21 protein-coding genes and 3 tRNA genes are annotated in these 23,429 nt (G+C 53.6%); 15 read left to right on the plus strand and 9 right to left on the minus strand.

The genetic code is table 11. The annotated features are described in order from the left end of the window. Window positions 1-31: 31 nt before the first annotated feature. The 3 genes from FNL37_RS06470 to FNL37_RS06480 all read right to left on the minus strand — a co-directional run bounded on the left by FNL37_RS06470 (window position 32) and on the right by FNL37_RS06480 (window position 2,871). Complete coding sequence (locus FNL37_RS06470; RefSeq protein ID WP_159355579.1) at window positions 32-1,090, minus strand: efflux RND transporter periplasmic adaptor subunit; 1,059 nt, start codon at window positions 1,088-1,090, stop codon at window positions 32-34. Between the two features lie 18 nt (window positions 1,091-1,108). Further along, a complete protein-coding gene (locus FNL37_RS06475) occupies window positions 1,109-2,500 on the minus strand; it encodes a TolC family protein (protein WP_244948220.1) in 1,392 nt (463 codons plus the stop codon). A 122-nt stretch (window positions 2,501-2,622) separates the two neighbouring features. Beyond that, on the minus strand, window positions 2,623-2,871 hold the full coding sequence (locus tag FNL37_RS06480; RefSeq protein WP_015830169.1) for a hypothetical protein: 249 nt from the start codon (window positions 2,869-2,871) through the stop codon (window positions 2,623-2,625). Between the two features lie 295 nt (window positions 2,872-3,166). Between FNL37_RS06480 and FNL37_RS06485 the strand changes: the two genes are divergently transcribed. The 9 genes from FNL37_RS06485 (at window position 3,167) to FNL37_RS06525 (ending at window position 11,838) form a co-directional block, all read left to right on the plus strand. Beyond that, window positions 3,167-3,251 (plus strand) — tRNA-Leu (locus tag FNL37_RS06485). 31 nt (window positions 3,252-3,282) lie between these two features. Beyond that, window positions 3,283-4,584, plus strand: coding sequence for a trigger factor (gene tig / locus FNL37_RS06490; protein WP_013442318.1), 1,302 nt, complete (start codon window positions 3,283-3,285; stop codon window positions 4,582-4,584). Then, entirely contained in the window at window positions 4,584-5,210 is a 627-nt protein-coding gene (gene clpP, locus FNL37_RS06495; RefSeq protein WP_013442317.1) for an ATP-dependent Clp endopeptidase proteolytic subunit ClpP, read from the plus strand. Before tig ends, clpP begins: the two co-directional genes overlap by 1 nt. 34 nt (window positions 5,211-5,244) lie before the next feature. Then, window positions 5,245-6,516, plus strand: coding sequence for an ATP-dependent Clp protease ATP-binding subunit ClpX (gene clpX, locus FNL37_RS06500; RefSeq protein ID WP_015830147.1), 1,272 nt, complete (start codon window positions 5,245-5,247; stop codon window positions 6,514-6,516). Window positions 6,517-6,685: 169 nt separating this feature from the next. Then, on the plus strand, window positions 6,686-9,121 hold the full coding sequence (gene lon, locus FNL37_RS06505) for an endopeptidase La (RefSeq protein WP_013442315.1): 2,436 nt from the start codon (window positions 6,686-6,688) through the stop codon (window positions 9,119-9,121). A gap of 103 nt (window positions 9,122-9,224) precedes the next feature. Next, entirely contained in the window at window positions 9,225-9,497 is a 273-nt protein-coding gene (locus FNL37_RS06510) for an HU family DNA-binding protein (protein ID WP_013442314.1), read from the plus strand. 23 nt (window positions 9,498-9,520) lie between these two features. Continuing rightward, window positions 9,521-9,596, plus strand: a tRNA-Val gene (locus FNL37_RS06515). A 56-nt stretch (window positions 9,597-9,652) separates the two neighbouring features. Continuing rightward, a tRNA-Asp gene (locus FNL37_RS06520) sits at window positions 9,653-9,729 on the plus strand. A gap of 210 nt (window positions 9,730-9,939) precedes the next feature. Beyond that, window positions 9,940-11,838 (plus strand): SurA N-terminal domain-containing protein, encoded by a 1,899-nt coding sequence (locus FNL37_RS06525; RefSeq protein ID WP_159355581.1) that lies wholly within the window; start codon window positions 9,940-9,942, stop codon window positions 11,836-11,838. A 168-nt stretch (window positions 11,839-12,006) separates the two neighbouring features. Here FNL37_RS06525 and FNL37_RS06530 read toward each other — a convergent pair whose 3' ends face one another. From FNL37_RS06530 to gloB, 6 genes are all read right to left on the minus strand, one after another. Continuing rightward, complete coding sequence (locus FNL37_RS06530) at window positions 12,007-12,792, minus strand: enoyl-ACP reductase FabI (RefSeq protein WP_013442312.1); 786 nt, start codon at window positions 12,790-12,792, stop codon at window positions 12,007-12,009. Between the two features lie 104 nt (window positions 12,793-12,896). Then, window positions 12,897-13,733: an ABC transporter permease gene (locus tag FNL37_RS06535; protein ID WP_013442311.1), complete on the minus strand. Its 837-nt coding sequence runs from the start codon at window positions 13,731-13,733 to the stop codon at window positions 12,897-12,899. Window positions 13,734-13,735: 2 nt separating this feature from the next. Beyond that, window positions 13,736-14,752: an ABC transporter permease gene (locus FNL37_RS06540; RefSeq protein WP_015830145.1), complete on the minus strand. Its 1,017-nt coding sequence runs from the start codon at window positions 14,750-14,752 to the stop codon at window positions 13,736-13,738. Window positions 14,753-14,761: 9 nt separating this feature from the next. Then, complete coding sequence (locus tag FNL37_RS06545; protein WP_041370038.1) at window positions 14,762-16,387, minus strand: peptide-binding protein; 1,626 nt, start codon at window positions 16,385-16,387, stop codon at window positions 14,762-14,764. A gap of 61 nt (window positions 16,388-16,448) precedes the next feature. Then, entirely contained in the window at window positions 16,449-18,212 is a 1,764-nt protein-coding gene (locus FNL37_RS06550) for a lytic transglycosylase (RefSeq protein WP_015830143.1), read from the minus strand. Window positions 18,213-18,230: 18 nt separating this feature from the next. Next, on the minus strand, window positions 18,231-18,983 hold the full coding sequence (gloB, locus tag FNL37_RS06555; RefSeq protein ID WP_015830142.1) for a hydroxyacylglutathione hydrolase: 753 nt from the start codon (window positions 18,981-18,983) through the stop codon (window positions 18,231-18,233). A gap of 28 nt (window positions 18,984-19,011) precedes the next feature. Here gloB and FNL37_RS06560 point away from each other — a divergent pair, with 28 nt between their 5' ends. From FNL37_RS06560 to rfbC, 6 genes are read left to right on the plus strand one after another with little or no spacing between them, the layout of a single operon-like run. Then, the gene (locus FNL37_RS06560; RefSeq protein ID WP_015830141.1) at window positions 19,012-19,731 is read left to right on the plus strand and encodes a class I SAM-dependent methyltransferase; all 720 of its coding nucleotides are present in this window, start codon (window positions 19,012-19,014) and stop codon (window positions 19,729-19,731) included. A 2-nt stretch (window positions 19,732-19,733) separates the two neighbouring features. Next, a complete protein-coding gene (rnhA, locus tag FNL37_RS06565) occupies window positions 19,734-20,198 on the plus strand; it encodes a ribonuclease HI (protein WP_015830140.1) in 465 nt (154 codons plus the stop codon). Then, complete coding sequence (gene dnaQ, locus FNL37_RS06570; RefSeq protein ID WP_015830139.1) at window positions 20,195-20,899, plus strand: DNA polymerase III subunit epsilon; 705 nt, start codon at window positions 20,195-20,197, stop codon at window positions 20,897-20,899. The genes rnhA and dnaQ overlap by 4 nt, the downstream gene beginning before the upstream one ends. A gap of 16 nt (window positions 20,900-20,915) precedes the next feature. Next, the gene (rfbB, locus tag FNL37_RS06575; RefSeq protein WP_015830138.1) at window positions 20,916-21,992 is read left to right on the plus strand and encodes a dTDP-glucose 4,6-dehydratase; all 1,077 of its coding nucleotides are present in this window, start codon (window positions 20,916-20,918) and stop codon (window positions 21,990-21,992) included. After that, the gene (rfbA, locus tag FNL37_RS06580; RefSeq protein WP_015830137.1) at window positions 21,989-22,867 is read left to right on the plus strand and encodes a glucose-1-phosphate thymidylyltransferase RfbA; all 879 of its coding nucleotides are present in this window, start codon (window positions 21,989-21,991) and stop codon (window positions 22,865-22,867) included. Before rfbB ends, rfbA begins: the two co-directional genes overlap by 4 nt. Continuing rightward, window positions 22,867-23,412 (plus strand): dTDP-4-dehydrorhamnose 3,5-epimerase, encoded by a 546-nt coding sequence (rfbC, locus tag FNL37_RS06585; protein WP_015830136.1) that lies wholly within the window; start codon window positions 22,867-22,869, stop codon window positions 23,410-23,412. Before rfbA ends, rfbC begins: the two co-directional genes overlap by 1 nt. The last annotated feature ends 17 nt before the right edge of the window (window positions 23,413-23,429 follow it).

The following is a 23,429-nucleotide window of genomic DNA, read 5'->3' on the forward strand; positions in this document are numbered from 1 at the left end:
TCAGGCTTAACGGCGGCGAGGTTCAAGATGCTTAGTCCTCGTTCTCGTTTTTGATCTGATAGCGCAACTCTTCTGACAATAAAAGCTGCACGCCACTCACCACAATTACGCTGTCCTGCTGCAGTACGCCGGCGACAAACCAGCCATTTTCTGCCTCAGCGGCGCCTTCAATTGACAAGCGCTTGAATTTGTCCGGCGCTGTTTGTATGTAAACCCAAGGCTTGCCGCCATACCAAACCACGGCACTGGCGGGTATCAGCATGCCGCTATGGGCCTGGCTGGTCGTCAGGCTGGCGCTCACGCGCATGCCGGATCGCAAGGCCGAAGCACTGGCCCGGTAGAAATAGGTTTTGCCTGCCAGGCCGGCATCGCTAACCGGGGCAATGGAAACAAAGCTGGCTTGCACAGCTTGCCCGCTGCTGCCGGTGGGCGTCAGGCTGAGATGGCTTCCGGCTGAAGGCTCAGGCGCATCAAAAGGCAGGGTGATGCGTATCAGCACCTCGCGGTAACTCAACAAGGCATCCAGCAGCGCGCTACGGTCTTTGGTAGCCTCTGTTGCCAGGGTGGCTCCCCATTGCTGGCGCAGCGCATCCTCTGCATTGCGTGATGCAGTATTGGCCGCCTGCAGTTTGGCCAGGTCGGTTTTATATAGCGCTTCTGCCGCCATGACAGCGCGTATGGAGACGTTCTGGTCATCCTGGTTGAGTTGCTGCAGCCGCTCGTATTCCTGTCGGGTATTTTGCAGCGATGCCTGGGTTTGCTGGGCGTCGGCACGCGATGCCATGTAGCGGGTGCGCAGTTCAATCAGTCCATCGATCGCCAGCACGGTACCCAGCGCAGGCAGGCGGGCTGATTGCTGGGCAGGTCGTGCCTTGCCCAGTTGAATGTCACTCTGCTGGCGGGCTTCGGCATTGAGGGTAACGATGGTGGCACCATGCTCGGTGGTGACGCGGCTGGGGTTTTCGATTTCCTCTTCCTGCTCCCGCGTGTATGCCTCGTATTCATCCTTGCCGTAGAACACAATCACCCAGAACATGGTGATGATCAGAATGGCCTGCAGGCTGATGATGGTGATGATTTTACGATTCATGCATAACTCCAGCTTGCATCAGGAATTGGGCTGCGCGAGCAGCGGATTAAGATTTTCGGGCATGTTGTTTTCATCAAGCAGTGGTCGTTGTGCCACCTGCTCAAGGGCTGCCAGGGCCTGGTATAGCTTGTATTGCACATCCAGCAAATGCTGGCTGGCAAGCAAGGCTTCCAGCTCGGTGGTGCGCAAGCTGAGCCGGTCGGCATATCCATCGGCGAATTGCCTTTGTATCTGGCGTGTCAGCGCTTGCGCTGTCGTGACGAACTCGCGGGCCCGTGCCAGTTCCTGCCATGTCGCTGCATAGGCGGCTTCGGCGCGCTCCAGCTCAGCGATGATGCTGGCCTGCAATACCTGGAATTGTGCGCCCTCAACATCGCGCAGGGCTGTTGCCTCGGCAATCAATCCGCGGTTTTTGTTAATCATGGTCATCAGCGCCGAGATACCCAGTGACCAGATCTTGTCGCCCTGGTCATAGCTATAGCCCGGTGTCAGTGTCAGGTCAGGGTATTGGCGGGCAATTTCCAGTTTCAGCTTGGCTTCGGCGGCATCATATCGTGCCAGCGCGGCGCGCAAATCCAGCCGGTTCAGCATGGCGGCATCCCGCAGGCTGGTGAGTGTTTCAGGGGGAAGTGGAGATGCCTGATCAAAAGCTGCCGGCTGCAAGGTGAGTTGCTTGAACGTCGTGAGGGGAAGGGCGCTGTTGCTCGCAAGCACGGCTTGCAATTCGGCAAGGCGGCCTTTTTCAGATTCGATGGCTTGCTGGGTTTTCTGGCGTAACACGCGGAAATTGGCGACTTCAATAGACGAGGCCATGCCTGATTGCAGCCGTTTTTCCAGCATGGCGGTGGTTTCATCGCGCAGTTTCAGCTCTTGTTGCAGCAAGGCAAGCAACTGCGAGTGATAGCGGAAATCAAGCCAGCTTTGATGTACGCGGCTTCGTACTTGCCACGCTGTTTGCGCAATCTCTATACGCGCCGCTGCGGATAGACTTTCTGCCCGGTCAATCCTTGCCTGGCGTTTGCCACCTGTCTCGATGGGAATGTCGATGCTCAAACCATATGTCCACGGCGAAATTCCGCCGGCGTGGTCACTATGTTTTTCGCTATCAAGATTGAGGCCAGGAATGGGCCGCTGGGCTGCGGTTAGCTCGGCACTCTGGGCTGCACGCCATTGCGCCCGCGCGAGATCCAGGTCAGGGTGATAAAAAAGTGCGCTGAGGGTGAGTTCACGCATGCCCCATGCGGCAACAGGAATCTGCGTTTCGGGGTATCCGCTGTCGAGCAGAAACTGTCTGAACTCAGGGCTGTCAGGCTGATGGGCAAAGTAGCGCTGGGCACTGACGCGCGCGTCCAGTGGTTTTGCGTTATATGTTTGAAAGCCGCATCCGGGAATCAGCCATAATCCGGCCAATAAAGTAACGCATGTTGCGGCTTTGGTTGTTTTTATTTTAATCAATGCATTGCCCTCTCCACCTCGCAGGATATTACATGGCAAGGCAGAACTGGGCAATTTGCGAGTGGGGTATTCCGTCGTTATTCGACGATGGCGGCGTGAACGGAGGCGAGCGCGTCTTGCAGGGTTTCTTCGTTGAGGCTGTTGATGCTGGTTGCAAGCAACTCAGCGGCTTCCACCGTATTTTGCGGCAGATCATGGCTGTCAAGTTCCGCGATCAGCCCTGCTGCGGCACCGGCGACCTTGAGCAATGCATGACGCTCGCGCATCAGCAGCTCGAGCTCCGAGCGCAACATGTTGATTTCGTCTTGATTAATAGTGCTGTGCATGGTGTTGTTTGAATCCTAAGTAACCGTGGTAATAGTATGCGATCCAGCCCTGACCCGAAGGGCAGAACAATCAGAACGCCTCTGCATCATGCTATTTGTGCTGCATGCTGTCAATGCAAGGCCTGCTGATACTGCACGATGTTGTTTTCTGCGCGGCAGGAGTGAGCTACAATGGCACTCTTTTATAAAAATGGTTTATTCCCCATGCGGGGTTAAACACTGAAATTTTGATTGCGGGTGCTGCAAAGCCACCCCTCCGGCAAAGCGCCGGATGCTGCAATCGGCCCAAATCATGGCGAAAGTGGCGGAATTGGTAGACGCACTGGATTTAGGTTCCAGCGCCGCAAGGCGTGAGAGTTCGAGTCTCTCCTTTCGCACCAGACAACTTCTTTAGTTTTTAAGGAATACAGCATGGCAGCAACCGTTGAAACCATCAGCAATCTCGAGCGCCGCATTACCGTTTCGGTGCCACTGAAGCCTATCGAGGAAGAAGTGACTCAGCGGATCAATCGTTTGGCCAGAACCGCCAAGCTGCCAGGTTTCCGCCCAGGCAAGGTGCCAATGAAGCTGGTTTATCAGCAATACGGTGCCCAGGTGCGTGATGAGGTGTTTTCGGGTGCCGTTGAGCGCACATTTACCGAGGCTGTTCAAGAGAACAAGCTGCGTGTTGCCGGCTACCCAAATATTGAGCCCAAGCAATCCGAAGGTGGTGAGCATTTTGAGTATGTGGCCACCTTTGAAGTGTTCCCTGAATTTGAAATTGGTGACTTGAGCAAGGTCAAAATCGAACGTCCTGTTCTTGAAATCGGCGAAGCCGATGTCAAAAAAACTACGGATGTTCTGCTGAAACAGCGCGCCACTTACGAGCCAGTGAAACGTGCTTCCAAAAAGGGCGATAAAGTGAATATCGCGCTGCGTGCCCTGATTGATGGCAATGAGGTCGAGCGTACTTCTGAGCAGGGCCTGGACCTGATCCTGGGTGAAGGTGGCCGCGTGGCTGAGTTCGACGATCAACTGATCGGTAACAAGGTGGGCAGCCAGAAAACATTTGATATTTCCTATCCAGCAGACCACAAGCCGGAACAATTGGCTGGCAAGACGGTCACTTATGAAGTGACGTTCAATACTGTTCAACAAGCCAAGCTGCCTGAACTGGATGCTGACTTCGCCCGTGGTCTGGGTGTGGAAGATGGCGATGTTGAAAAGATGAAGGCTGAAATCAAGCAAAGCCTGGAGCAGGAAGTTGCCAAGCGCGTGCGTGCCAAGGTGAAAGAGCAAGTATTCCAGGCGCTGATTGAGAATGTAGCGCTTGAATTGCCGAAAGCGATTATTGAAGCAGAAACCAATCGCGTGATGCAGGCTACCCAGAACAATCTGCAACAGCGTGGTGTGGATGTAAGCACGGTTACCCTTGATCCTGCCATGTTTGAAGAGCAAGCCAAGCGTAACGCCAGTCTGCGTCTTATCCTGTCAGAACTGGTTAACAAGAATTCATTGCAGGCCAATGCCGAGCAAGTGCGTGCCATGGTGGATCAGTTTGCGCAGAGCTTTGAGCGTCCTGAAGATGTCGTTCGTTGGTACTACGATGATCCCAAGCGTCTGGATGAGCCAGCTTCTTTGGCTACCGAAGAAAACGTGGTTAACTGGGTATTGCAGTCTGCCAAAGTAAGCGACAAGAAGGTTAAATTTGACGATTTGATGGGGAATGCTTAATGAGCATGCAAAGTCAGTGGGAACCGCAAGGCCTGGGGTATATCCCCATGGTGATCGAGCAAAGTGGGCGTGGTGAGCGTGCATACGACATCTACTCCCGCTTGTTGCGCGAGCGTGTGATTTTTCTGGTAGGGCCGGTGAATGACATGACTGCCAACCTGGTGGTCGCGCAATTGCTGTTTCTGGAAGCGGAAAATCCAGACAAGGATATCTCGCTCTACATCAATTCCCCTGGCGGCTCAGTCACGGCAGGCATGGCCATTTACGACACCATGCAGTTCATCAAGCCGGATGTAAGTACGCTTTGTATCGGTCAGGCTGCCAGCATGGGTGCCTTGTTGCTGACGGCAGGCGCGAAAGACAAGCGTTTTTGCCTGCCCAACTCGCGCGTGATGATTCACCAGCCTCTGGGCGGTTTCCAGGGCCAAGCCTCCGATATCGAAATTCACGCCAAAGAGATTCTCTACCTGCGTGAAAAGCTCAACCTGATTCTTGCCAGCCACACTGGTCAGCCAGTCGATGTTATCGAGCGCGATACGGATCGTGATAATTTTATGAGCGCGCAACAGTCCGTCAACTACGGCTTGGTCGACAAGGTGATTGCAAGTCGTACTGATGCCGCTTAAGATGGTGTCGTGCGTTTCAGATTAGGATAGTTTCATGACTAAAGAAGCCGAAGGCGAAAAGTTACTATATTGCTCGTTCTGCGGTAAAAGCCAGCACGAAGTCAGAAAGCTGATTGCCGGTCCATCCGTATTCATCTGCGATGAGTGCGTGGATCTTTGCAATGACATCATTCGTGAAGAAGTGCAGGGCGATAGCAGCCTGAAGCCTAATGGCGACCTGCCTACTCCCAAAGAAATCTGCAATATCCTTGACCAGTATGTTATCGGTCAAACCCAAGCCAAGAAAAACCTGGCAGTAGCGGTATACAACCACTACAAGCGTCTGGACCAGTCTGCGACGAAAGACAAGGATGAGGTTGAGATTGCCAAGAGTAACATTCTGGTCATTGGCCCAACAGGCTCGGGTAAAACCTTGCTGGCTCAAACTCTCGCACGTCTTCTGGATGTGCCGTTTGTCATGGCCGATGCGACCACGCTGACCGAAGCGGGCTATGTGGGTGAAGATGTTGAAAACATCATGCAAAAACTTTTGCAAAAATGCGACTACGACATCGAAAAAGCCCAGCGCGGTATCGTATATATCGATGAAATCGACAAGATTTCCCGTAAATCCGACAATCCTTCCATCACCCGTGATGTATCGGGCGAGGGCGTGCAACAAGCCCTGCTCAAACTGATCGAAGGTACGGTCGCTTCAGTTCCTCCACAAGGTGGTCGCAAGCATCCCAATCAGGAGTTTGTGCAGCTGGATACCACCAACATCCTGTTCATTTGCGGTGGCGCATTTGATGGTCTGGACAAGATCATTCGCCGTCGCTCGGAAAAGGGTGGCATTGGTTTCGGCGCTGAAGTGAAGAGCAAGGATGATCTGCGCGAAGTCGGCGAAGTATTGCGTGAAGTTGAGCCGGAAGATCTGATCAAGTTTGGTCTGATTCCTGAGTTTGTTGGCCGTTTGCCCGCCATTGCCACTCTGGAATCGCTGGACGAAGACGCCTTGATGAAGATTCTGGTTGAGCCCAAGAATGCTCTGACCAAGCAATATGCCAAGCTGTTCAAGATGGAAGGCGTGGAACTCGAGTTCCGTGAATCTGCTCTGCGCCTGATCTCCAAGAAAGCATTGGAACGCAAAACAGGCGCTCGTGGCCTGCGCTCCATCATGGAGCACGCTTTGCTTGAGATCATGTTTGACCTGCCTTCCATTTCCAACCTCACCAAAGTGGTTGTCGATGAAGGTGTCGTTCGAGGCAATAATCCTCCCATCATGATTTACTCCGAGGAAGCTCGGACTGCAGAATCCGCCAGCTAACTGGCCGGTATGGTGGCGGGAGCCAGGCGATTGTCTGCTCCCGCACCTCACGTTCTTTCGCATCATGCTTTTTTCGTACTGGCTCTTGAAGCGCCGGTGTTCGCCCCCAATTGACTAACATACGCGCACGGTATGTTGCTGTGCGCGGCCAACACTGAAGGTTTCCTCAATGACTGATCAAGAATTGCCAGTTTTCTCCGCTGATTCCGGTTTGATGCCGCTTCTGCCGCTGCGCGATGTGGTGGTCTATCCTCATCTGGTTATCCCCCTGTTTGTCGGTCGGGCCAAGTCCGTCAGAGCGCTTGAACTCGCTTCCGAAAATAACAAAGAAATTTTGCTGGTTGCCCAGAAATCCCCCAACAAAGACGAGCCAGATGCGGCTGATCTGTATGAGGTGGGCACCATTGCTACGGTTCTGCAAATGCTTAAGCTGCCTGACGGCACCGTCAAGGTGCTGGTTGAAGGCGTTGATCGCGCCCGCGTTACCGAGTTTGTGGAAACGCAGGATTGCTTTGCGGCCAAGGCTGTGCGCATTGAAAATGACGCCGAAGATGACAGCGAAACCCAGGCTTTGATGCGGACTGTGTTTACCCAGTTTGATCAGTACGTAAAACTGAACAAGAAGATTCCTCCTGAGATTCTGACTTCACTGGCAACCATTGACGATGCAGGTCGTCTGGCAGATACCATTACCGCCCATCTCACCCTCAAGCTTGAGGAAAAGCAGCGCATTCTCGAAATGTTCAGCGTATCTGCACGTCTGGAGCATTTGCTGAGCCTGCTTGAGTCTGAAATTGACATTCTGCAGGTCGAGAAGCGTATTCGTGGCCGCGTGAAACGCCAGATGGAAAAGAGCCAGCGTGAGTACTATCTGAATGAGCAGGTGAAGGCTATCCAGAAAGAGCTGGGCGAGCAGGATGAGAGCGTTGAGCTCGATGAGCTCGAGCTGCGCATCAAAGCGGCCAAAATGACCAAGGAAGCCACCGCTAAAGCCAACGCTGAGCTGAAGAAGCTCAAGATGATGTCGCCTATGTCGGCAGAGGCGACTGTGGTCCGCAACTACATCGAAACCCTGGTGAATCTGCCATGGAAGAAGAAAACCAAGATCAGCCAGAATCTTGGTACCGCAGAAGATATTCTGGATGCGGATCATTATGGCTTGGATAAGGTTAAAGAGCGGATTGTTGAGTATCTTGCGGTGCAACAGCGCGTGGATAAGCTCAAGGCGCCTATTCTTTGCCTGGTAGGGCCTCCTGGTGTGGGTAAAACTTCGCTAGGCCAAAGCATTGCCAAGGCAGTGAACCGCAAATTTGTGCGTATGGCACTGGGCGGTGTACGTGATGAATCCGAGATTCGTGGCCATCGTCGCACCTATATCGGCTCTATGCCTGGCAAGGTTTTGCAGAGCATGGCGAAGGTCGGCGTCAAAAATCCTTTGTTCCTGCTGGATGAAGTGGACAAGATGGGCCAGGATTTCCGCGGAGACCCATCCTCAGCCTTGCTGGAAGTATTGGATCCTGAGCAGAACCATACCTTTGTGGATCACTATGTCGAGGTCGAATATGACCTGTCGGATGTGATGTTTGTCGCTACGGCCAACTCGCTCAATATTCCTGCGCCCTTGCTGGACCGCATGGAAGTCATTCGTCTGGCTGGCTATACCGAAGATGAGAAAGTCAACATCGCGATGCGTTATCTGCTGCCCAAGCAGATCAAGACCCATGGCTTGCAAGACAGTGAAATCAGTGTGCCTGAGGCTGTGATTCGCGATGTCGTGCGCTATTACACCCGTGAGGCGGGCGTGCGTAGTCTGGATAGGGAAATCTCCAAAATCTGCCGCAAGGTAGTGAAGGAGTTATTGACCGCCAAGTCGCGCAAGCTCAAAACACCGCGCAAGATTGTGGTCAGCACTAAAAACCTCGACAAGTACCTTGGGGTTCAGCGCTATGACTATGGTGTAGCGGCCAAGGAAAACCAGGTAGGGCAGGTAACAGGTCTGGCCTGGACCGAGGTGGGCGGCGAATTGCTGACCATTGAGTCTGTCCTGTTGCCAGGCAAGGGTAAAGTTACCACTACCGGTAAGCTGGGCGAGGTGATGCAGGAATCGATTCAGGCGGCCATGAGTGTGGTGCGTAGCCGCGCCAAGCAATTGGGAATATCGGAAGACTTCTACGAAAAGAACGACATCCATATTCACTTGCCTGAGGGTGCAACCCCCAAGGATGGCCCAAGTGCGGGTATTGCCATCACCACCGCGCTGGTTTCCATACTGGCGGGCATTCCGGTGCGTGCTGATGTTGCCATGACGGGTGAAATTACCCTGCGTGGCGAGGTGTTGCCGATTGGTGGCCTGAAGGAAAAGCTGCTGGCAGCGCATCGTGGTGGCATTAAGACAGTGTTGATCCCCGATCAGAATGTGAAAGATCTGGTGGAAATACCTGAAAACATCAAGAGTTGCCTTGAAATTCATCCGGTCAAATGGATTGAGCAAGTGCTTGAACTAGCGCTCGAACGTGTACCTCAACCCAAGGAAGAGCCTGAGGCCCTGCCTGATACCAAGGGTGAGTTGCCTGCCAAGGATGTTTCTGCAATCACAACCCACTAAGGCAATTGCCGTAAAAGCTTGACACAAGCTTTTACGGCTTGTTATAAAGCATTTCACAGGGGGATTCGGTCCTGTATTCAATAATCGTCGAAAGGGGTTATACGTGAACAAGTCTGAACTGATTGATGAAATCGCTAAGGCTGCAGGCATCTCCAAAGCTGCGGCAGGTCGTTCGTTGGATGCAACTACTGCTGCTGTTACCAAGGCATTGAAAAAAGGGGACATCGTGACCCTGATCGGCTTCGGTAGTTTCTATGTAGGTAAACGCGCGGCACGCAATGGCCGCAACCCTCGTACCGGTACCACCATCAAGATCAAGGCTGCCAATTCCCCCAAATTTAGAGCTGGCAAAGCCCTTAAGGATGCTGTAAACTAGCGTTCTTTGCTGATGAGCAAAATGGGTGCTTAGCTCAGTTGGTAGAGCGTCGCCCTTACAAGGCGAATGTCGGCGGTTCGACCCCGTCAGCACCCACCATATAATCATCAGCATCGCGATAGCAAGCTCACAGGCATGCTCCTGCGCAAGTTTTAGGAGTGGTAGTTCAGTTGGTTAGAATACCGGCCTGTCACGCCGGGGGTCGCGGGTTCGAGCCCCGTCCACTCCGCCAGAGAATCCAAAGCCCGCGTTTTTATAAACGCGGGCTTCTCTGTTTTAGCTCACCGTATTTTTTCATTTACTCCCTCCTAATCTAGCGTTTCTATGGTGGCATCAGCCGCCATTGCCATGCCGAGTATGGTATATTCTCCGATTAAGTTATTGGCTGAGAGACCCAGGTCTTGCGGCTGTTTAAGGTCATTGAAGAATAAGGCGTATCGTTATGTTGGAAGCAATTCGTGAGCGTTCTAAAAGTTGGCTTGCTAAACTTATCCTCGCTGCAGTTACCATCCCGTTTGCCATTGTTGGTATTGATACCTATCTTAGAGATGCGGGATCCAGTGTGTCGATTGCCAAGGTAGATGGCGAGTCGATTTCCGTGCAGGAATACAATAACTCGATGCAGCGCTTGCGTAATCAATTGCAAGCAGAGGGCAAAACCGATCCATCCGTACTGGAACAGCCTGACGTCAAGCAATCCATACTTGACCGTCTGATTATCAATCGTCTGCTGAATAATGCCGTAACCAAGAGCCATTTTGCTATTGGCGACGCTGCCCTGAGTGACCACATTATTACCCTTCCCGAGTTTCAGGAAAACGGCAAGTTTTCACAGGAAACCTATGACCGTTTGCTGACCAGCAACCGGCTGACACCTTCTCAATTCGAATCCACCATGCGTACCGATCTGCTTGTCCAGCAAGCGAGAGAGGGCCTGGCTGCCCTGGCCTACCTGCCGGAACCCATCAGCAAGCAAACCCTGGCTACGGAACACCAGCAACGCGAAGTAACAATTGCTGAAATAAAGACAGCCGATTTTCTTGACCAGGTGAAGGTCGATGAAGCCCAGATCAAAGCCTACTATGATCAGCACAAAGACAAGTTCAAGGTGCCTGAGCAGGTCAAGCTTGAGTTTGTCCTGTTTTCATCCAATAACCTTATTCCGAAAGTGCAAGTATCGGATGAGGAAGTCAAAAAATACTACGACGAAAACGCTGCCAAATTTCAGGGTAACGAACAGCGTCGTGCCAGCCACATTCTGATCAGTTTCGGCGTGAGTGCGACCACTGAAGCCAAGCAGCAGGCGAAAAAGCAGGCTGAGGAAGTATTGGCACAAGTGCGTCAACATCCTGATCAGTTTGCCGATCTTGCCAAGAAGTACTCCAAGGATCCAGGCTCTGCCGAAAAGGGTGGGGATTTGGGAAGTTTTGGTCGTGGCATGATGGTGAAGCCATTTGAAGATGCTGTATTCTCAATGAAGCCTGGTGAGATCAGCAACCTGGTGGAATCCGAATTTGGTTATCACATCATCAAGCTGACCGAAATTACTGGTCAATCGCAAGGCTTCGATGCTGCCAAGCCGCAAATCAAGGCTGAGCTGCTTTATCAGAAGGCAATTGCGCTGTTTGCAGAGCAAGCCGAGAGCTTCAATAACATGGTCTATGAACAGTCAACTAGCTTGAAACCCGTGGCCGACGCGTTTGGTTTGCAAGTGCAACATACCGACTGGATCAGCCATGCAGATGGTGCCAAGTACTTCAAGAGCGACAAGCTAATGAATATGGTATTCGCAGAAGAGGTATTGAAAGACAAGCGCAATACCGAAGCAGTGGAAGTGTCTCCCAATAACCTGATTTCGGCTCGTGTTGTTGATTACAAGCCCGCGGCTCCCCGTTCTTATGAAGAAGTGAAGGCGGGTATTGAGGGTGTGCTGAAAGCAGAGCTGGCTGCGAAGCTGGCGATTAAAAAGGGCGAAGCTGCGCTGGCAGATCTGCGTCAGGGTAAATCACCACAGCTGGACTGGATTCCACCTGTCACGATTGACCGTAGCAACGCACAAGGTCTGACGGATGTCGCCATGAACAATGCGTTCAAGATTGATGTGAGCAAGCTGCCTGCCTATGCTGGCGTGGCCGATAGCAACAAGGGCTACCTGCTGATCAAGGTGAATGGCGTGAACACTCCTCCAGCGAATGAGGATGCCGATAAGGCATCCGCCCGTGAGTTGCAAGCGGCCCTGGCTTCGGAGTATGTTGCTGCTTATGTGAAATCTCTGAAAGACAAGAGCAAGATTACGGTGAATAGCCGGTTGTTGCTGAGTAGCGGAACTGGCGACCAGTAAGGTACTGTTGTCGTATCAGGCATAACAAAAAAAGGCGGGGTAACCCGCCTTTTTTGTTGGCCATCGATTTCAGAGCCAAGCATGAAGCGCTCATGCATGGACGAAAAAAACGCCCGGTAATCCGGGCGTTTTTTATTGCAGATACTGCACTACGAAGCCTACAAGGACTTAGTCCATGGTGCCGGCGGCTGTAATATTCATGCCGCCATCGACGTAAGTGATCTCGCCGGTAATGCCGGAAGCCAGGTCGCTGCACAGGAATGCGGATGCATTGCCGACTTCTTCAATGGTGACATTGCGGCGCAGAGGGGCGTGCTTCTCGTTAAAGCCCATCATTTTGTCAAAGCCGGCAATACCAGATGCTGCCAGCGTTTTGATGGGGCCGGCAGACACTGCATTAACGCGTATGCCTTTAGGCCCCAGGCTCTGAGCCATATAGCGTACATTGGCTTCCAGGCTGGCTTTCGCTACGCCCATGACGTTGTAGTTGGGCAGGGTGCGCTCAGCGCCCAGATAGCTGATGGTCAGCAGGCTGGCATTGCGACCTTCCATCATGGGCATGGCAGCCTTGGCCAGTGCGGCAAAGCTGTAGGAGCTGATGTCGTGCGCAATGCGGAAGTATTCGCGGGTGACCGATTCCAGGTAGTCGCCATCCAGTGCAACTTTTGGTACAAAGGCAACGGAGTGGACGATGATGTCCACGCCATCCCAGTGTTTGGCCAGCGCGGGGAACAAGGCGTCAATCTGGGCATCATCCGCTACATCACAGGGCAGCACGATCTTTGAATCAAAGTCGGCGGCCAGCTTGCCAACGCGCTCTTCGAATTTTTCGGTCTGATAAGTGAAGGCAAGTTCAGCACCTTCCCGTTTCATCGCTTCAGCAATGCCATAAGCAATGGAGCGATTGCTGAGTAAGCCAACGATCAAAGCACGTTTTCCGGCTAGAAATCCCATGTGTCATCCTTAGAAATAAACTGAATGGACTGATCGCGGCAGGCATCATGCCAAGCGGTGTCGGGTATCCCGGGGATAAGCCGCCACCATGCGGATCAGATTTTTTATCGAGTATTGTTTGTGCGAGGGTCCAGCACGTCGCGCAGGCCTTCGCCGAGCAGATTATACCCTAACACGGTGAGCAGGATGGCAACGCCGGGAAACAGCGAAAGCCACCAGGCGAATTGGATGTACTCCTTGCCATCGGTGAGGATATTGCCCCATGAGGCTTGTGGTGCTTGCACACCGAGCCCGAGAAAGCTCAGCCCGGATTCCACCAGAACTGCACTGGCAACGCCCAGTACGAAGCTCACCATGATGGGCGTCAGACTATTGGGCAGCATATGGATAAAGATCATACGGAAGTCGCGTGCGCCCAAGGTTTCCGAGGCCATCACAAATTCACGCCCCCGCAAACTGAGAAATTCTGCGCGTACCAGACGGGTAACCCCCATCCAGGAGGTAAGCCCGATGACGATCATGATGTTCCAGATGGAGGGGGTCAAAAAGGCTATGACGGCCAGAATGAGGAAAAACGTCGGAATCGACAGCATGACATCGACCAGGCGCATGATGACTACGTCGACCCAGCCACGGTAATACCCTGAGATGGCGCCCAGTACTATACCGATACTGGTGGCAATGCCGACAGCCACGATGCCCACCAGCAGGGAAATGCGAGCGCCGAACAACATGCGCGAGAACACATCGCGGCCGAGACCATCTGTCCCCATGGGATGTTGCAGGGAAGGCCCGAGGAGAATTGCTTTGACGTCGATGGCGTTGGGGTCGTATGGCGCGATGAAAGGCGCCAGTATCGCCAACAGCAGAATACCGAAAATGATGATGAAGCCACTTAAAGCCAATGGATTGCGCAAGGCCTGGCGCCATTTGTTAGGCATGGTTACATGACTCCCCGTCGCACGCGAGGATCCGCCCAGGCATAGGCGAGATCTGCGATCAGATTACCCAATAGCGTCAATGCGGACCCTATTGTCAGGATGCCCATAATGACCGGAAAGTCACGCATGAGAACGGCATCGTAAAACAGCTTGCCCATTCCGGGAATGGCGAAAATGGATTCGGCAATGACGGAGCCGCCTATCAGCCCGGGAATCGCCAGGCCCAGAATCGTGATCAATGGCAGCATGGCGTTGCGCAGGGCATGGCGATACACCACGGTGTTTTCAGCGAGCCCTTTTGCGCGTGCGGTGGTGATGTAATCCTGATGCAGCACATCCAGCATGCCATTACGGATAAACAGTGAAATGCCTGCCAGCCCGCTCAGGCCTGAAATAAATACAGGGAGCGCCAGGTGGGTCAGCGTATCCCACAATTGGCCCCAGGCGCTCATCTTGTCGTGATTAAGGCTATGTATGCCGGAGATAGGCAGCCAATCATGCACTACGCCCGTCCAGTACATCAACATCAGCGCCAGCCAGAAGCCGGGAATGGCAAAACCGATAAACACAAACAGGGTAATGGCACGATCTGGTGGTCGATTCTGGGTAATGGCCGAAACCACCCCCAAAGGCACCGCCGCAAAAATAATCAGGCCTAGGCTCAATACATTAATCAATAAGGTAATCGGCAGTGCTTCCTGGATCATGCCCTTGATGACATTCCCCTCGGCATCTTTGGTTTCCCAGAATACCGGCTTCTGGTGTGAGGCGAAGGAAGTGCCAAAATCCAGCTTGACCATGCGTTTCAGCCAAAGCCCATATTGCACGATGACGGGTTTATCCAGATTGTATAGCTCGCGCAACTTTTGCCGAGACTCTTCACTGGCCTTGGGGTTGAAACTGGCTTCCGAATTGGTGATGTCGCCTGGCGCCAGATGCATGATCAAAAAGGAAATCAGGCTGATACCGACCAGTAGCGGCACCATCCAGAACAAGCGTTTCAAGAGATAGCGGATCATGCATGCACCTTATTGGCTGATTTCATTGCGCCGCAATGGCGGAGGTATGTACCAGTCATAGGAGTTATAACCAATGCCAGCGGGCGGGGCAGGATTATCGATGCCTTTGACGCGCTTGTGGATCGCGGGCAAGCCGTAGCCTGCATACAGGTAAACGATGGGGCTATCGGCGAGCAGGATGCTGGCAAACTCATGGTAGATTTTCATGCGCTTGTCCGGATTAAGCTCCAGCCTGCCTTGCTCCAGCAGTTTGTCCACACGCGGGTTGTTATAGCCGATGAAGTTGAATTGTCCGGGCGCCTGCTGCGAGGAATGCCAGATGCTGTATTGGTCAGGGTCCAGGGAAAGGCCCCAGCCCAGCAATACCACATCAAAATCTCCAGTCTTGATGAAGCGGCCAATGAAGCTTGCCCATTCCATGACGCGGATATTGGCGTCTATGCCAATTTCTTTCAGGCGGCGCTGCACCAGCACCGCACTCATTTCGCGTTGCTTGTTCTGATTGGTCAGAATATCAAAGCTCAGACGTTTGCCATCTCGCAACAGATAGCCTTCTTTGTCGCGCCCGGTGTAGCCCGCCGCTTTCATGAGCGCAATGGCCTTGTTGGGGTCGTAAGGGTAAGGCGACAGGTCGGGATTGGTCCAGCGCGTGCCAGGTTTGTAGGGGGAGGACACGGGTTCACCCATGCCTAACAATACGCCATCAATCAGTTCCTGTTTGTCGATAGCGTAATTGATGGCCTGCCTGACGCGGATGTCATCAAACGGCTTGTGCTTGAGGTTAAAGCCCAGATAAGTGTAGTTGTTGCCGAGCTCTTTGTAGAGCGCAAGCTTTTGCTTCAGATCCTCACGCGAAGGCACGATGCGTGAGTACTGAATCGGGTTCAGCGTCATCGAGTCAATATTGTCCGCCAGCAACTCCAGAAACTGCGCAGCAGGGTCTGGAATAAAGCGCGATACCAGACGATCAATGCGCGGAGGCCCCTGCGTGGAGTTGGGATTGCGCACCAGTGAAATACGTTCGCCCGGCTTCCATTCTTCCAGCTTGTAGTAATGACTGCCCACCGGCTTGAAGCGGAATGAGGTGGTATTGATATCCTGCCCCTTGAGCAGATGTTCCGGCAGTATCTGCAAGCCAGCCCAGGAATCCAGCGCGGGCGCATAAGGATTGGCGTAGCTCACTCTGAAGGTTGCCGCGTCCGGCGTTTCGGCGCGTATCACCAGCTTGTAATCCGAGCCATAGGGCGTACGCGTATTGTCATCCGTCACCAGCTTCCATGTAAACAGGACATCTGCGCTGGTCAATGGCTTGCCATCGGCCCATTTGAGCCCAGGCTTGAGCTTGAAGGTGATGGTTTTCTGATCAGGCGATACGCTCCAGTTTTGCGCCAGCTCGCCTTGCAGTTCGAGATTTTTATCGTACTTAAGCAGGCTGTTGAAGATATTGCTGGCGACGGCTGAAGCCGCCGCTTCACCTGCAATCATGGGAATAAGCCCACTGGGTTCGCCTGCGGTGGCATCAATCAGCGTGCCGCCAGAGCTGGGAGGATAGGATTGGTCAAAGTCAGCGGCATTGCCGCCAGGCACTTTGCCGCACGCGGTCATCAGCAGGCCGATGGATACCAGAATGCCCATGCGCAAGGACAGGTGTTTAAGCAAAAGCGGCCTTTCCATTAACAAGGGAATTACAAAGGGATCAAGCTTGATCTGGCTTGGCAACGGTGAGTATCGCGCCAGGCACAATACGTGAACCGCTTATCTTGTTCCAGCGCTGCAACTCATCCCGGGCGACATCGAATTTTCTGGCGATGCTCTCCAGCGTATCGCCACGCTGTACGATGTAGCGCTGCTTCTTTTTGCTGGCCACCAGCTTGGCCTTGCTCACTTCAGCCTTGCGGTTTGCGGAGCTTGCGACAACGGCTTTGCTGATGGAGGCAGGGGCGGAAGCGACGTTCAGTATCTGGCCGGGTTTCAGTTTAGAGGACTTTAACTGATTTTGTGCCATCAACTGCTGCGTGGATAATTTGTAGCGTTTTGCAATGCTGAGCAGCGTGTCTTTGCCGGTTACCTTATAGCGAATAATGCGGGTGCTTTCCACTGCAGCAGCAGGCTCGGCGATATTCACATGCTCGGCCATCACGATGTTGGCGTCGGTTTTGCTGTCACTGTCCATGGGTACAAGCAGGGGCCTTGCCATGATCAGGTTATCACGCGATGGCAGATCATTCACGTTGCGTAGTTCGGCAAGTGGAATTCCAAATTTGCGGGCAATGTTTGCCATGCGCTCGCCTCGTTTGGCATGGTAGGTCTGCCAGCTGACCAATGGCTTGTCGTAAGCCTCCAGATTGGCCTTGAAAGTTTCTGCGGTGCCTATCGGCAACAGGATTTCATGCGCGCTACCGCTCGCAGTCAGTACCGGCCGGTTGTACTCGGGATTGAGCGACGAAAACTCTTCAAACGAAATTTCGGCCAGCTTGGCGGCCAGGTGGGCATCAATCTGTTGCGGCGCGGTGACTTTGGTGAAATATGGCCGGTTGGGGATGGTCTGGATGTTCAAGCCGTAGAGTTCAGGATTGGTCATGATGTTTTTGACCGCTTGCAGCTTGGGAACGTAATTTCGGGTTTCGGGAGGAAGGGGCAGGCTGTTGTAATCGGTGGGCAGGCCTTGCTGTCGGTTGCGCGCAATCGCTCGGCTGACAGTGCCTTCGCCCGCATTGTAGGCCGCGAGCGCGAGATCCCAGGTGCCAAACATCAGATGCAGCTTCTGCAGGTAGGTCAATGCGGCATCAGTGGCTGCCGTCACATCGCGGCGACTATCCACCCACCAGTCCTGCTTGAGCCCAAAATTCTTGCCCGTGGACGGAATGAATTGCCAGATGCCCGAGGCATGGCTTTTGGAATATGCCTGTGGATTGAACGCACTCTCTACCATGGGCAACAGTGCAATTTCCGTAGGCATGCCGCGTTTTTCAACCTCGACCACTACGTGATACAGATAGCGCTGGCTGCGCTCTACCATGCGTCTTACATAGTCAGGACGGGCGGCATACCAGGCTTCATGGGTCGCGGTGTAGGGGGAGTCTACCTCTGGCATGCCATAGCCATTGCGTATGCGTTGCCACAGATTATCGGTCGAAACTTGCGCCAGTTCGGCGGCGGAATGGCCCGGCTGGCTGCTTGCCAGCTCTGGTACGTAGTTCAATACCGGATCGTTCTGCAAGCGTGAGGAAAACTGGATCGAGGGGTCAATGCTACTGTCGCGTATGGGTTCGCTGAGAACGATGATGTCATCACCAGCAAGGTTGCGGTCTGCATAGACGGGGAAGGAAAACGGAAATGCCAGGATAACCAGCTTCAGTATGCGTTGCATAGTCATGAGGCGATGTCTTAAATAGCTGAAATTCATGCAATAGTAGCCAATGCCCGCCTTCAAAGTCAAGGCAAAGTTCAGCTTTAACATGTTCAATTATGTTAATGATTAAAAATGATTTCTCATTTCGCGGATGGCGGTAAAAACAACGAGCGGATTCGCTTCATGTATGCCGGAAGCTTGCTGGATGGCTGGGCTTGCACAGCGCAGGAAAGGATTGCTCTCGCGCTCGATGGCAAGTGTGCTGGGCAAGCTGGGCAGACCTTGCTGTCTCAACTGCGCGACTTGCGCCTGTCTTGCCAGCAGGGCGGTGTTGGTGGGGTCCAGCTGTCGGGCGAATTTCAAATTGTGTTCGGTGTATTCATGCGTGCAATAGACGGCAGTTTCCGCTGGCAGCGCGGCCAGCTTGTTGAGTGAATCCAGCATCTGGGCAGGCGTTCCCTCAAACAGGCGGCCACAGCCTGCACTGAACAGGGTATCGCCACAGAATAGAAGCTTTGCGCCATAATAGGCCACATGTCCGAGCGTATGGCCAGGGACTTCGAGCACGGTCAGCGACAAGGGCAGGAAGTCGAGCTCTATCTGGTCGCCCTCATGCACCGGTTGATGTGTGAAGGCATAGTTTTCGCGTGCCGGGGCATATACCCGAGCCCCGGTTTCGTGTTGCAGTCTTTCCACGCCGCCGATATGGTCGTTGTGATGGTGAGTGATGAGGATGGTCTGGAGTTGAAGCCCGGATGCGGCGAGTTGCTGCAATACGGGTTCTGCATCGCCTGGATCAACCACTGCCGCCTGGCCATGGGCGTGTAGCATCCAGATGTAGTTATCTGAAAATGCCTGAATGGGAATAATGTCATACATGATGGGATACTTCGATGTTGAGGAATAAATGTCAATAGACGATCAGCAGTCATGGCTGGCAAAGCCTATTGGTGCCTATCTGCTGGAACGCGAGCAATGTCTGTTCGACCAGGCCGTGGCCGATGTGTTCGGCTTCAATGCCCTGCAAATTGGCCTGCCGCAAGCCAATTTACTGCAACAATGCCGCATGCCATTCATGTTTCACACGGATCAGGAGCGCGGCGAAGTGCTTAGTGATTCCACCCAGCTGCCTTTTTCTGCGAATACCATCGATTTATTGCTCATGCCCCACACTCTGGATTTCAGTGAGGATCCGCACCAGACCCTGCGCGAAGCCGAGCGGGTACTGGTGGCAGAAGGGCACCTCATGATCAGTGGCTTCAACCCGCTCAGCAGCTGGGGCGTGAAGCGTATGCTAGGCAAGCGGCAAGGGTACCCCTGGCATGGCAACTTTTTACCTTTGTTACGCATTAAGGATTGGCTAGCCTTGCTGGGTTTTGAGATAATCAGCACCGGCATGACCTGCTATGCGCCACCCTGGGTCAGCGCACGCTGGCTGGAGCGCAGCCGTTTTCTGGATCAGGCAGGTGGGCGTTGGTGGCCGATGCGCGGCGGCGTGTATTTTGTGGTGGCCCGCAAACGCGTGCTGGGCATGCGGGTGATCCGTCCCAACTGGAATGCTGCCAGAATCAAGCCACGGCTGGTTGCATCGCCCAGCCAGAAAATCAAACGAAATCGAGACAAATAATTATGGCAGTTGAAGAAGGTTGCGTCGTCATCTACGCCGATGGCGCATGCAAAGGGAACCCCGGCCCCGGCGGTTGGGGCGCATGGCTGGCCATGGGCGGTCATGAGAAAGAAATGTGTGGCGGAGAATTGCTCACCACGAATAATCGCATGGAGCTGACTGCTGTCATTCGTGCATTGCAGGCATTGAAGCGGCCTTGCCAAGTCAAAATCTACACCGATTCCGTGTATGTTCAAAAAGGCATTACCGAATGGATGACCGGCTGGAAAGCGCGCAACTGGCGTACCAGCGACAAGAAGCCCGTCAAGAACGAAGACCTCTGGCGCGAATTGGATCAAACCGTGCAGCCGCACAATATTGAATGGCTGTGGGTGAAAGGGCACGCAGGTAACGCGGGCAATGAGCGTGCCGATGCCCTGGCGAATCAGGGGGTGCTGCAAGCCTTGGAGGCGAAAGAACGCGCATGAGACAGATATTTCTGGATACGGAAACTACCGGCCTTTATCCCGCACAAGGCCATCGCATTATTGAAATTGCGGCGGTGGAGGTCATCAATCGCCGCATTACCAGCCAGCATTACCATGTCTACCTTAATCCCGACCGCGAGATAGATGCCGGGGCGCAGGAAGTCCACGGCATTACCCTGGAGTTTTTACAGGACAAGCCACGCTTTGCCGATGTCGTCGGCGAGTTTCTGGATTTTGTGCAGGATTCCGAGCTGATTATTCATAACGCCCCGTTTGATGTCGGCTTTCTGAACGCCGAATTGGGCCGCATTGAAAAGCCCGGCATCGAGTCCGTTGCCAGTGGCATTATCGACACGCTGAAGATGGCCAAGGAAATGCGTCCAGGGCAGCGTAACAACCTGGATGCCTTGTGCCGCCATTTTGGTATTGATAATTCCAAGCGCACCTTGCACGGCGCCTTGCTCGATGCCGAGCTGCTCGCGGATGTGTATCTGGCGATGACGCGTGGTCAGGAGAGTCTGATCATCGACATGCTGGATACCCCGGTGCATAACGATGATAATGATGCCCTACAGATACAGGCCATCTCGCAAAAAGTGGTGTTGGCGGATGAGACCGAAACTGCGGCCCACCAGCAATACCTGCAAGGTCTCGCCAAGGGCGGGGCATGTGTCTGGCAAGAGTTGCAGCAAACCGAATAATCGAAAGCAATTAATCTTGAACAATACGATTCTGGTAACAGGTGGCGCGGGTTTCATAGGCGCCAATTTTGTGCTGGACTGGCTGGCGGCTGGTCTGGGACGCGTTGTCAATCTGGACAAACTTACCTATGCAGGCAATCTGCAAAATCTGCAGGATGTAGCACAGCATCCAGATCATGTCTTCGTGCATGGTGATATCGGAGACCGGGCACTGGTAGCCAAGCTTCTCGCTGAGCACAAACCCCGCGCCATTCTTAATTTTGCTGCGGAAAGCCATGTCGACCGCTCCATTCATGGGCCGGAAGACTTTATTCAGACCAATGTCGTCGGTACTTTTCACCTGCTGGAGGAGGCTCGCCACTACTGGAGCAGCCTGGATACTAGTGAGCAGGGTGCATTCCGCTTTCTGCATGTATCCACCGATGAAGTTTATGGCACGCTGGCGGCGCATGATCCGGCCTTTACCGAGACTAAGCCTTATGCGCCGAATAGCCCTTACTCGGCATCCAAGGCGGCTTCCGACCATCTGGTCCGCGCATATCAACACACATACGGCCTGCCTACCTTAACTACCAATTGCTCCAACAATTACGGCCCGTATCATTTTCCTGAAAAACTCATCCCGCTGTGCCTGCTGAATGCCCTGGCGGGCAAGCCATTGCCTATCTATGGCGACGGTCAGCAGATTCGTGACTGGCTCTATGTGAAAGACCATTGCAGTGCCATTCGCCGCGTGCTGGAAGCCGGACGGGTGGGGGAAACCTATAACGTTGGTGGCTGGAATGAAAAGGCCAATCTGGATGTGGTGCAATTGCTGTGTGACATCCTCGACAGCTTGCAGCCTCGTAAGGATGGGCAGAGTTACCGGGAGCAGATCACGTTCGTCAAAGACCGGCCAGGCCATGATCGCCGCTATGCCATTGATGCCAGCAAGCTATACAGCGAGCTGGGCTGGAAACCGCAGGAAAGTTTTGAAACCGGCATCCGCAAAACCGTGGCCTGGTATCTGGAGCATCAGGATTGGGTTGAGAACGTTAACTCTGGCGAATATCGCCGCTGGCTGGATCAGCATTATGCGGAGAGCGCAGCATGAGAAAAGGCATTATCCTCGCCGGAGGTTCCGGCACGCGGCTTTACCCGGTGACGCAGGCCGTCTCCAAACAGCTGCTGCCGGTTTACGACAAGCCCATGGTGTACTACCCGCTGTCGACGCTGATGCTGTCTGGCATCCGCGATATCCTGCTGATTTCCACGCCGCAGGATACGCCGCGTTTTGAGCAATTGCTGGGGGATGGCAGCCAGTGGGGCATTCATATTCAATATGCCGTTCAGGCATCGCCTGACGGGCTGGCCCAGGCGTTTCTGATTGGCCGCGAGTTCCTGGGCAATGCACCCAGCACGCTGGTCCTGGGTGACAATATTTTTTACGGGCATGATCTGGGCAGCGACCTGCATGCCGCCGCCCATCGTACCAGTGGTGCCACGGTATTTGCTTATCCGGTGAATGATCCTGAGCGCTATGGCGTGGTGGAATTCAATGAGCAAGGCCAGGCGGTGAGTCTGGAGGAAAAACCAGCTACGCCAAAATCCCGTTACGCAGTCACCGGGTTGTATTTCTACGATAACCAGGTGAGCGATATCGCGGCATCGCTCAAGCCATCGCCACGCGGTGAGCTGGAAATTACCGACATCAACAATCATTACCTGGCTACGGGCCAGCTCAAGGTGGAAGTGATGGGGCGTGGTCATGCCTGGCTGGATACCGGCACGCACGAGTCCTTGCTGGAGGCCTCGTTGTTTATAGAAACCATTGAAAAGCGGCAAGGCCTCAAAGTGGCCTGCCCGGAAGAAATTGCCTACCGCATGGGCTATATTGATGCCACCAAGGTGGAAGAGATTGCCGCTTTGTACAGCAAGAATGGCTACGGCCAATATCTGACGCGCATGCTGAAAGAAAGGGTGTTTTGATGCAAGTCGTTGCAACAGGTTTGCCAGATGTGCTGATTTTTGAACCCAAAGTGTTTGGCGATGCCCGGGGATTCTTTTTCGAGAGCTACAACCAGAATACATTTCAAGCCCTGACGGGTCTCAGCCCCAATTTTGTGCAGGATAATCATTCTGCTTCTGCCAAGGGCGTATTGCGCGGACTGCATTATCAGATTCGGCAGCCCCAGGGTAAGCTGGTGCGGGTGGTGGCGGGCGAAGTGCTGGATGTGGCCGTGGATATGCGCAAAAGCTCCCCCAGCTTTGGGCGCTGGACCAGTGCGATCCTCTCGGCAGAAAACCGCCGGCAGATGTGGGTGCCAGAAGGCTTTGCCCATGGATTTGTCGTGTTATCCGAGTTTGCCGAGTTTTTGTACAAAACCACCGATTTTTATGCCCCCGAGCATGAGTGCTGCATACGTTGGGATGACCCCACGCTGAACATTGACTGGCAACTGACCGCACCGCCTGCGCTTTCTGCCAAAGACAGCCGTGGACTGGATTTCCTGTTAGCGCCTTGTTTCGATTAACTTTCCCCTGAATCGCT

Origin of the sequence: Methylovorus glucosotrophus (genome assembly GCF_009858335.1) — a bacterium.
GTDB classification, from domain to species: Bacteria; Pseudomonadota; Gammaproteobacteria; order Burkholderiales; family Methylophilaceae; genus Methylovorus; species Methylovorus glucosotrophus.

Coding starts and splice junctions, on each gene's coding strand:
- FNL37_RS06535 (WP_013442311.1), bottom strand. CDS start 13,733: ATGCCTAACAAATGGCGCCAGGCCTTGCGCAATCCATTGGCTTTAAGT.
- rfbA (WP_015830137.1), top strand. CDS start 21,989: ATGAGAAAAGGCATTATCCTCGCCGGAGGTTCCGGCACGCGGCTTTAC.
- gloB (WP_015830142.1), bottom strand. CDS start 18,983: ATGTATGACATTATTCCCATTCAGGCATTTTCAGATAACTACATCTGG.
- tig (WP_013442318.1), top strand. CDS start 3,283: ATGGCAGCAACCGTTGAAACCATCAGCAATCTCGAGCGCCGCATTACC.
- FNL37_RS06470 (WP_159355579.1), bottom strand. CDS start 1,090: ATGAATCGTAAAATCATCACCATCATCAGCCTGCAGGCCATTCTGATC.
- clpP (WP_013442317.1), top strand. CDS start 4,584: ATGAGCATGCAAAGTCAGTGGGAACCGCAAGGCCTGGGGTATATCCCC.
- FNL37_RS06480 (WP_015830169.1), bottom strand. CDS start 2,871: ATGCACAGCACTATTAATCAAGACGAAATCAACATGTTGCGCTCGGAG.
- FNL37_RS06545 (WP_041370038.1), bottom strand. CDS start 16,387: ATGGGCATTCTGGTATCCATCGGCCTGCTGATGACCGCGTGCGGCAAA.
- FNL37_RS06540 (WP_015830145.1), bottom strand. CDS start 14,752: ATGATCCGCTATCTCTTGAAACGCTTGTTCTGGATGGTGCCGCTACTG.
- FNL37_RS06560 (WP_015830141.1), top strand. CDS start 19,012: ATGTCAATAGACGATCAGCAGTCATGGCTGGCAAAGCCTATTGGTGCC.
- rnhA (WP_015830140.1), top strand. CDS start 19,734: ATGGCAGTTGAAGAAGGTTGCGTCGTCATCTACGCCGATGGCGCATGC.
- FNL37_RS06525 (WP_159355581.1), top strand. CDS start 9,940: ATGTTGGAAGCAATTCGTGAGCGTTCTAAAAGTTGGCTTGCTAAACTT.
- rfbC (WP_015830136.1), top strand. CDS start 22,867: ATGCAAGTCGTTGCAACAGGTTTGCCAGATGTGCTGATTTTTGAACCC.
- dnaQ (WP_015830139.1), top strand. CDS start 20,195: ATGAGACAGATATTTCTGGATACGGAAACTACCGGCCTTTATCCCGCA.
- lon (WP_013442315.1), top strand. CDS start 6,686: ATGACTGATCAAGAATTGCCAGTTTTCTCCGCTGATTCCGGTTTGATG.
- clpX (WP_015830147.1), top strand. CDS start 5,245: ATGACTAAAGAAGCCGAAGGCGAAAAGTTACTATATTGCTCGTTCTGC.
- FNL37_RS06550 (WP_015830143.1), bottom strand. CDS start 18,212: ATGTTAAAGCTGAACTTTGCCTTGACTTTGAAGGCGGGCATTGGCTAC.
- FNL37_RS06530 (WP_013442312.1), bottom strand. CDS start 12,792: ATGGGATTTCTAGCCGGAAAACGTGCTTTGATCGTTGGCTTACTCAGC.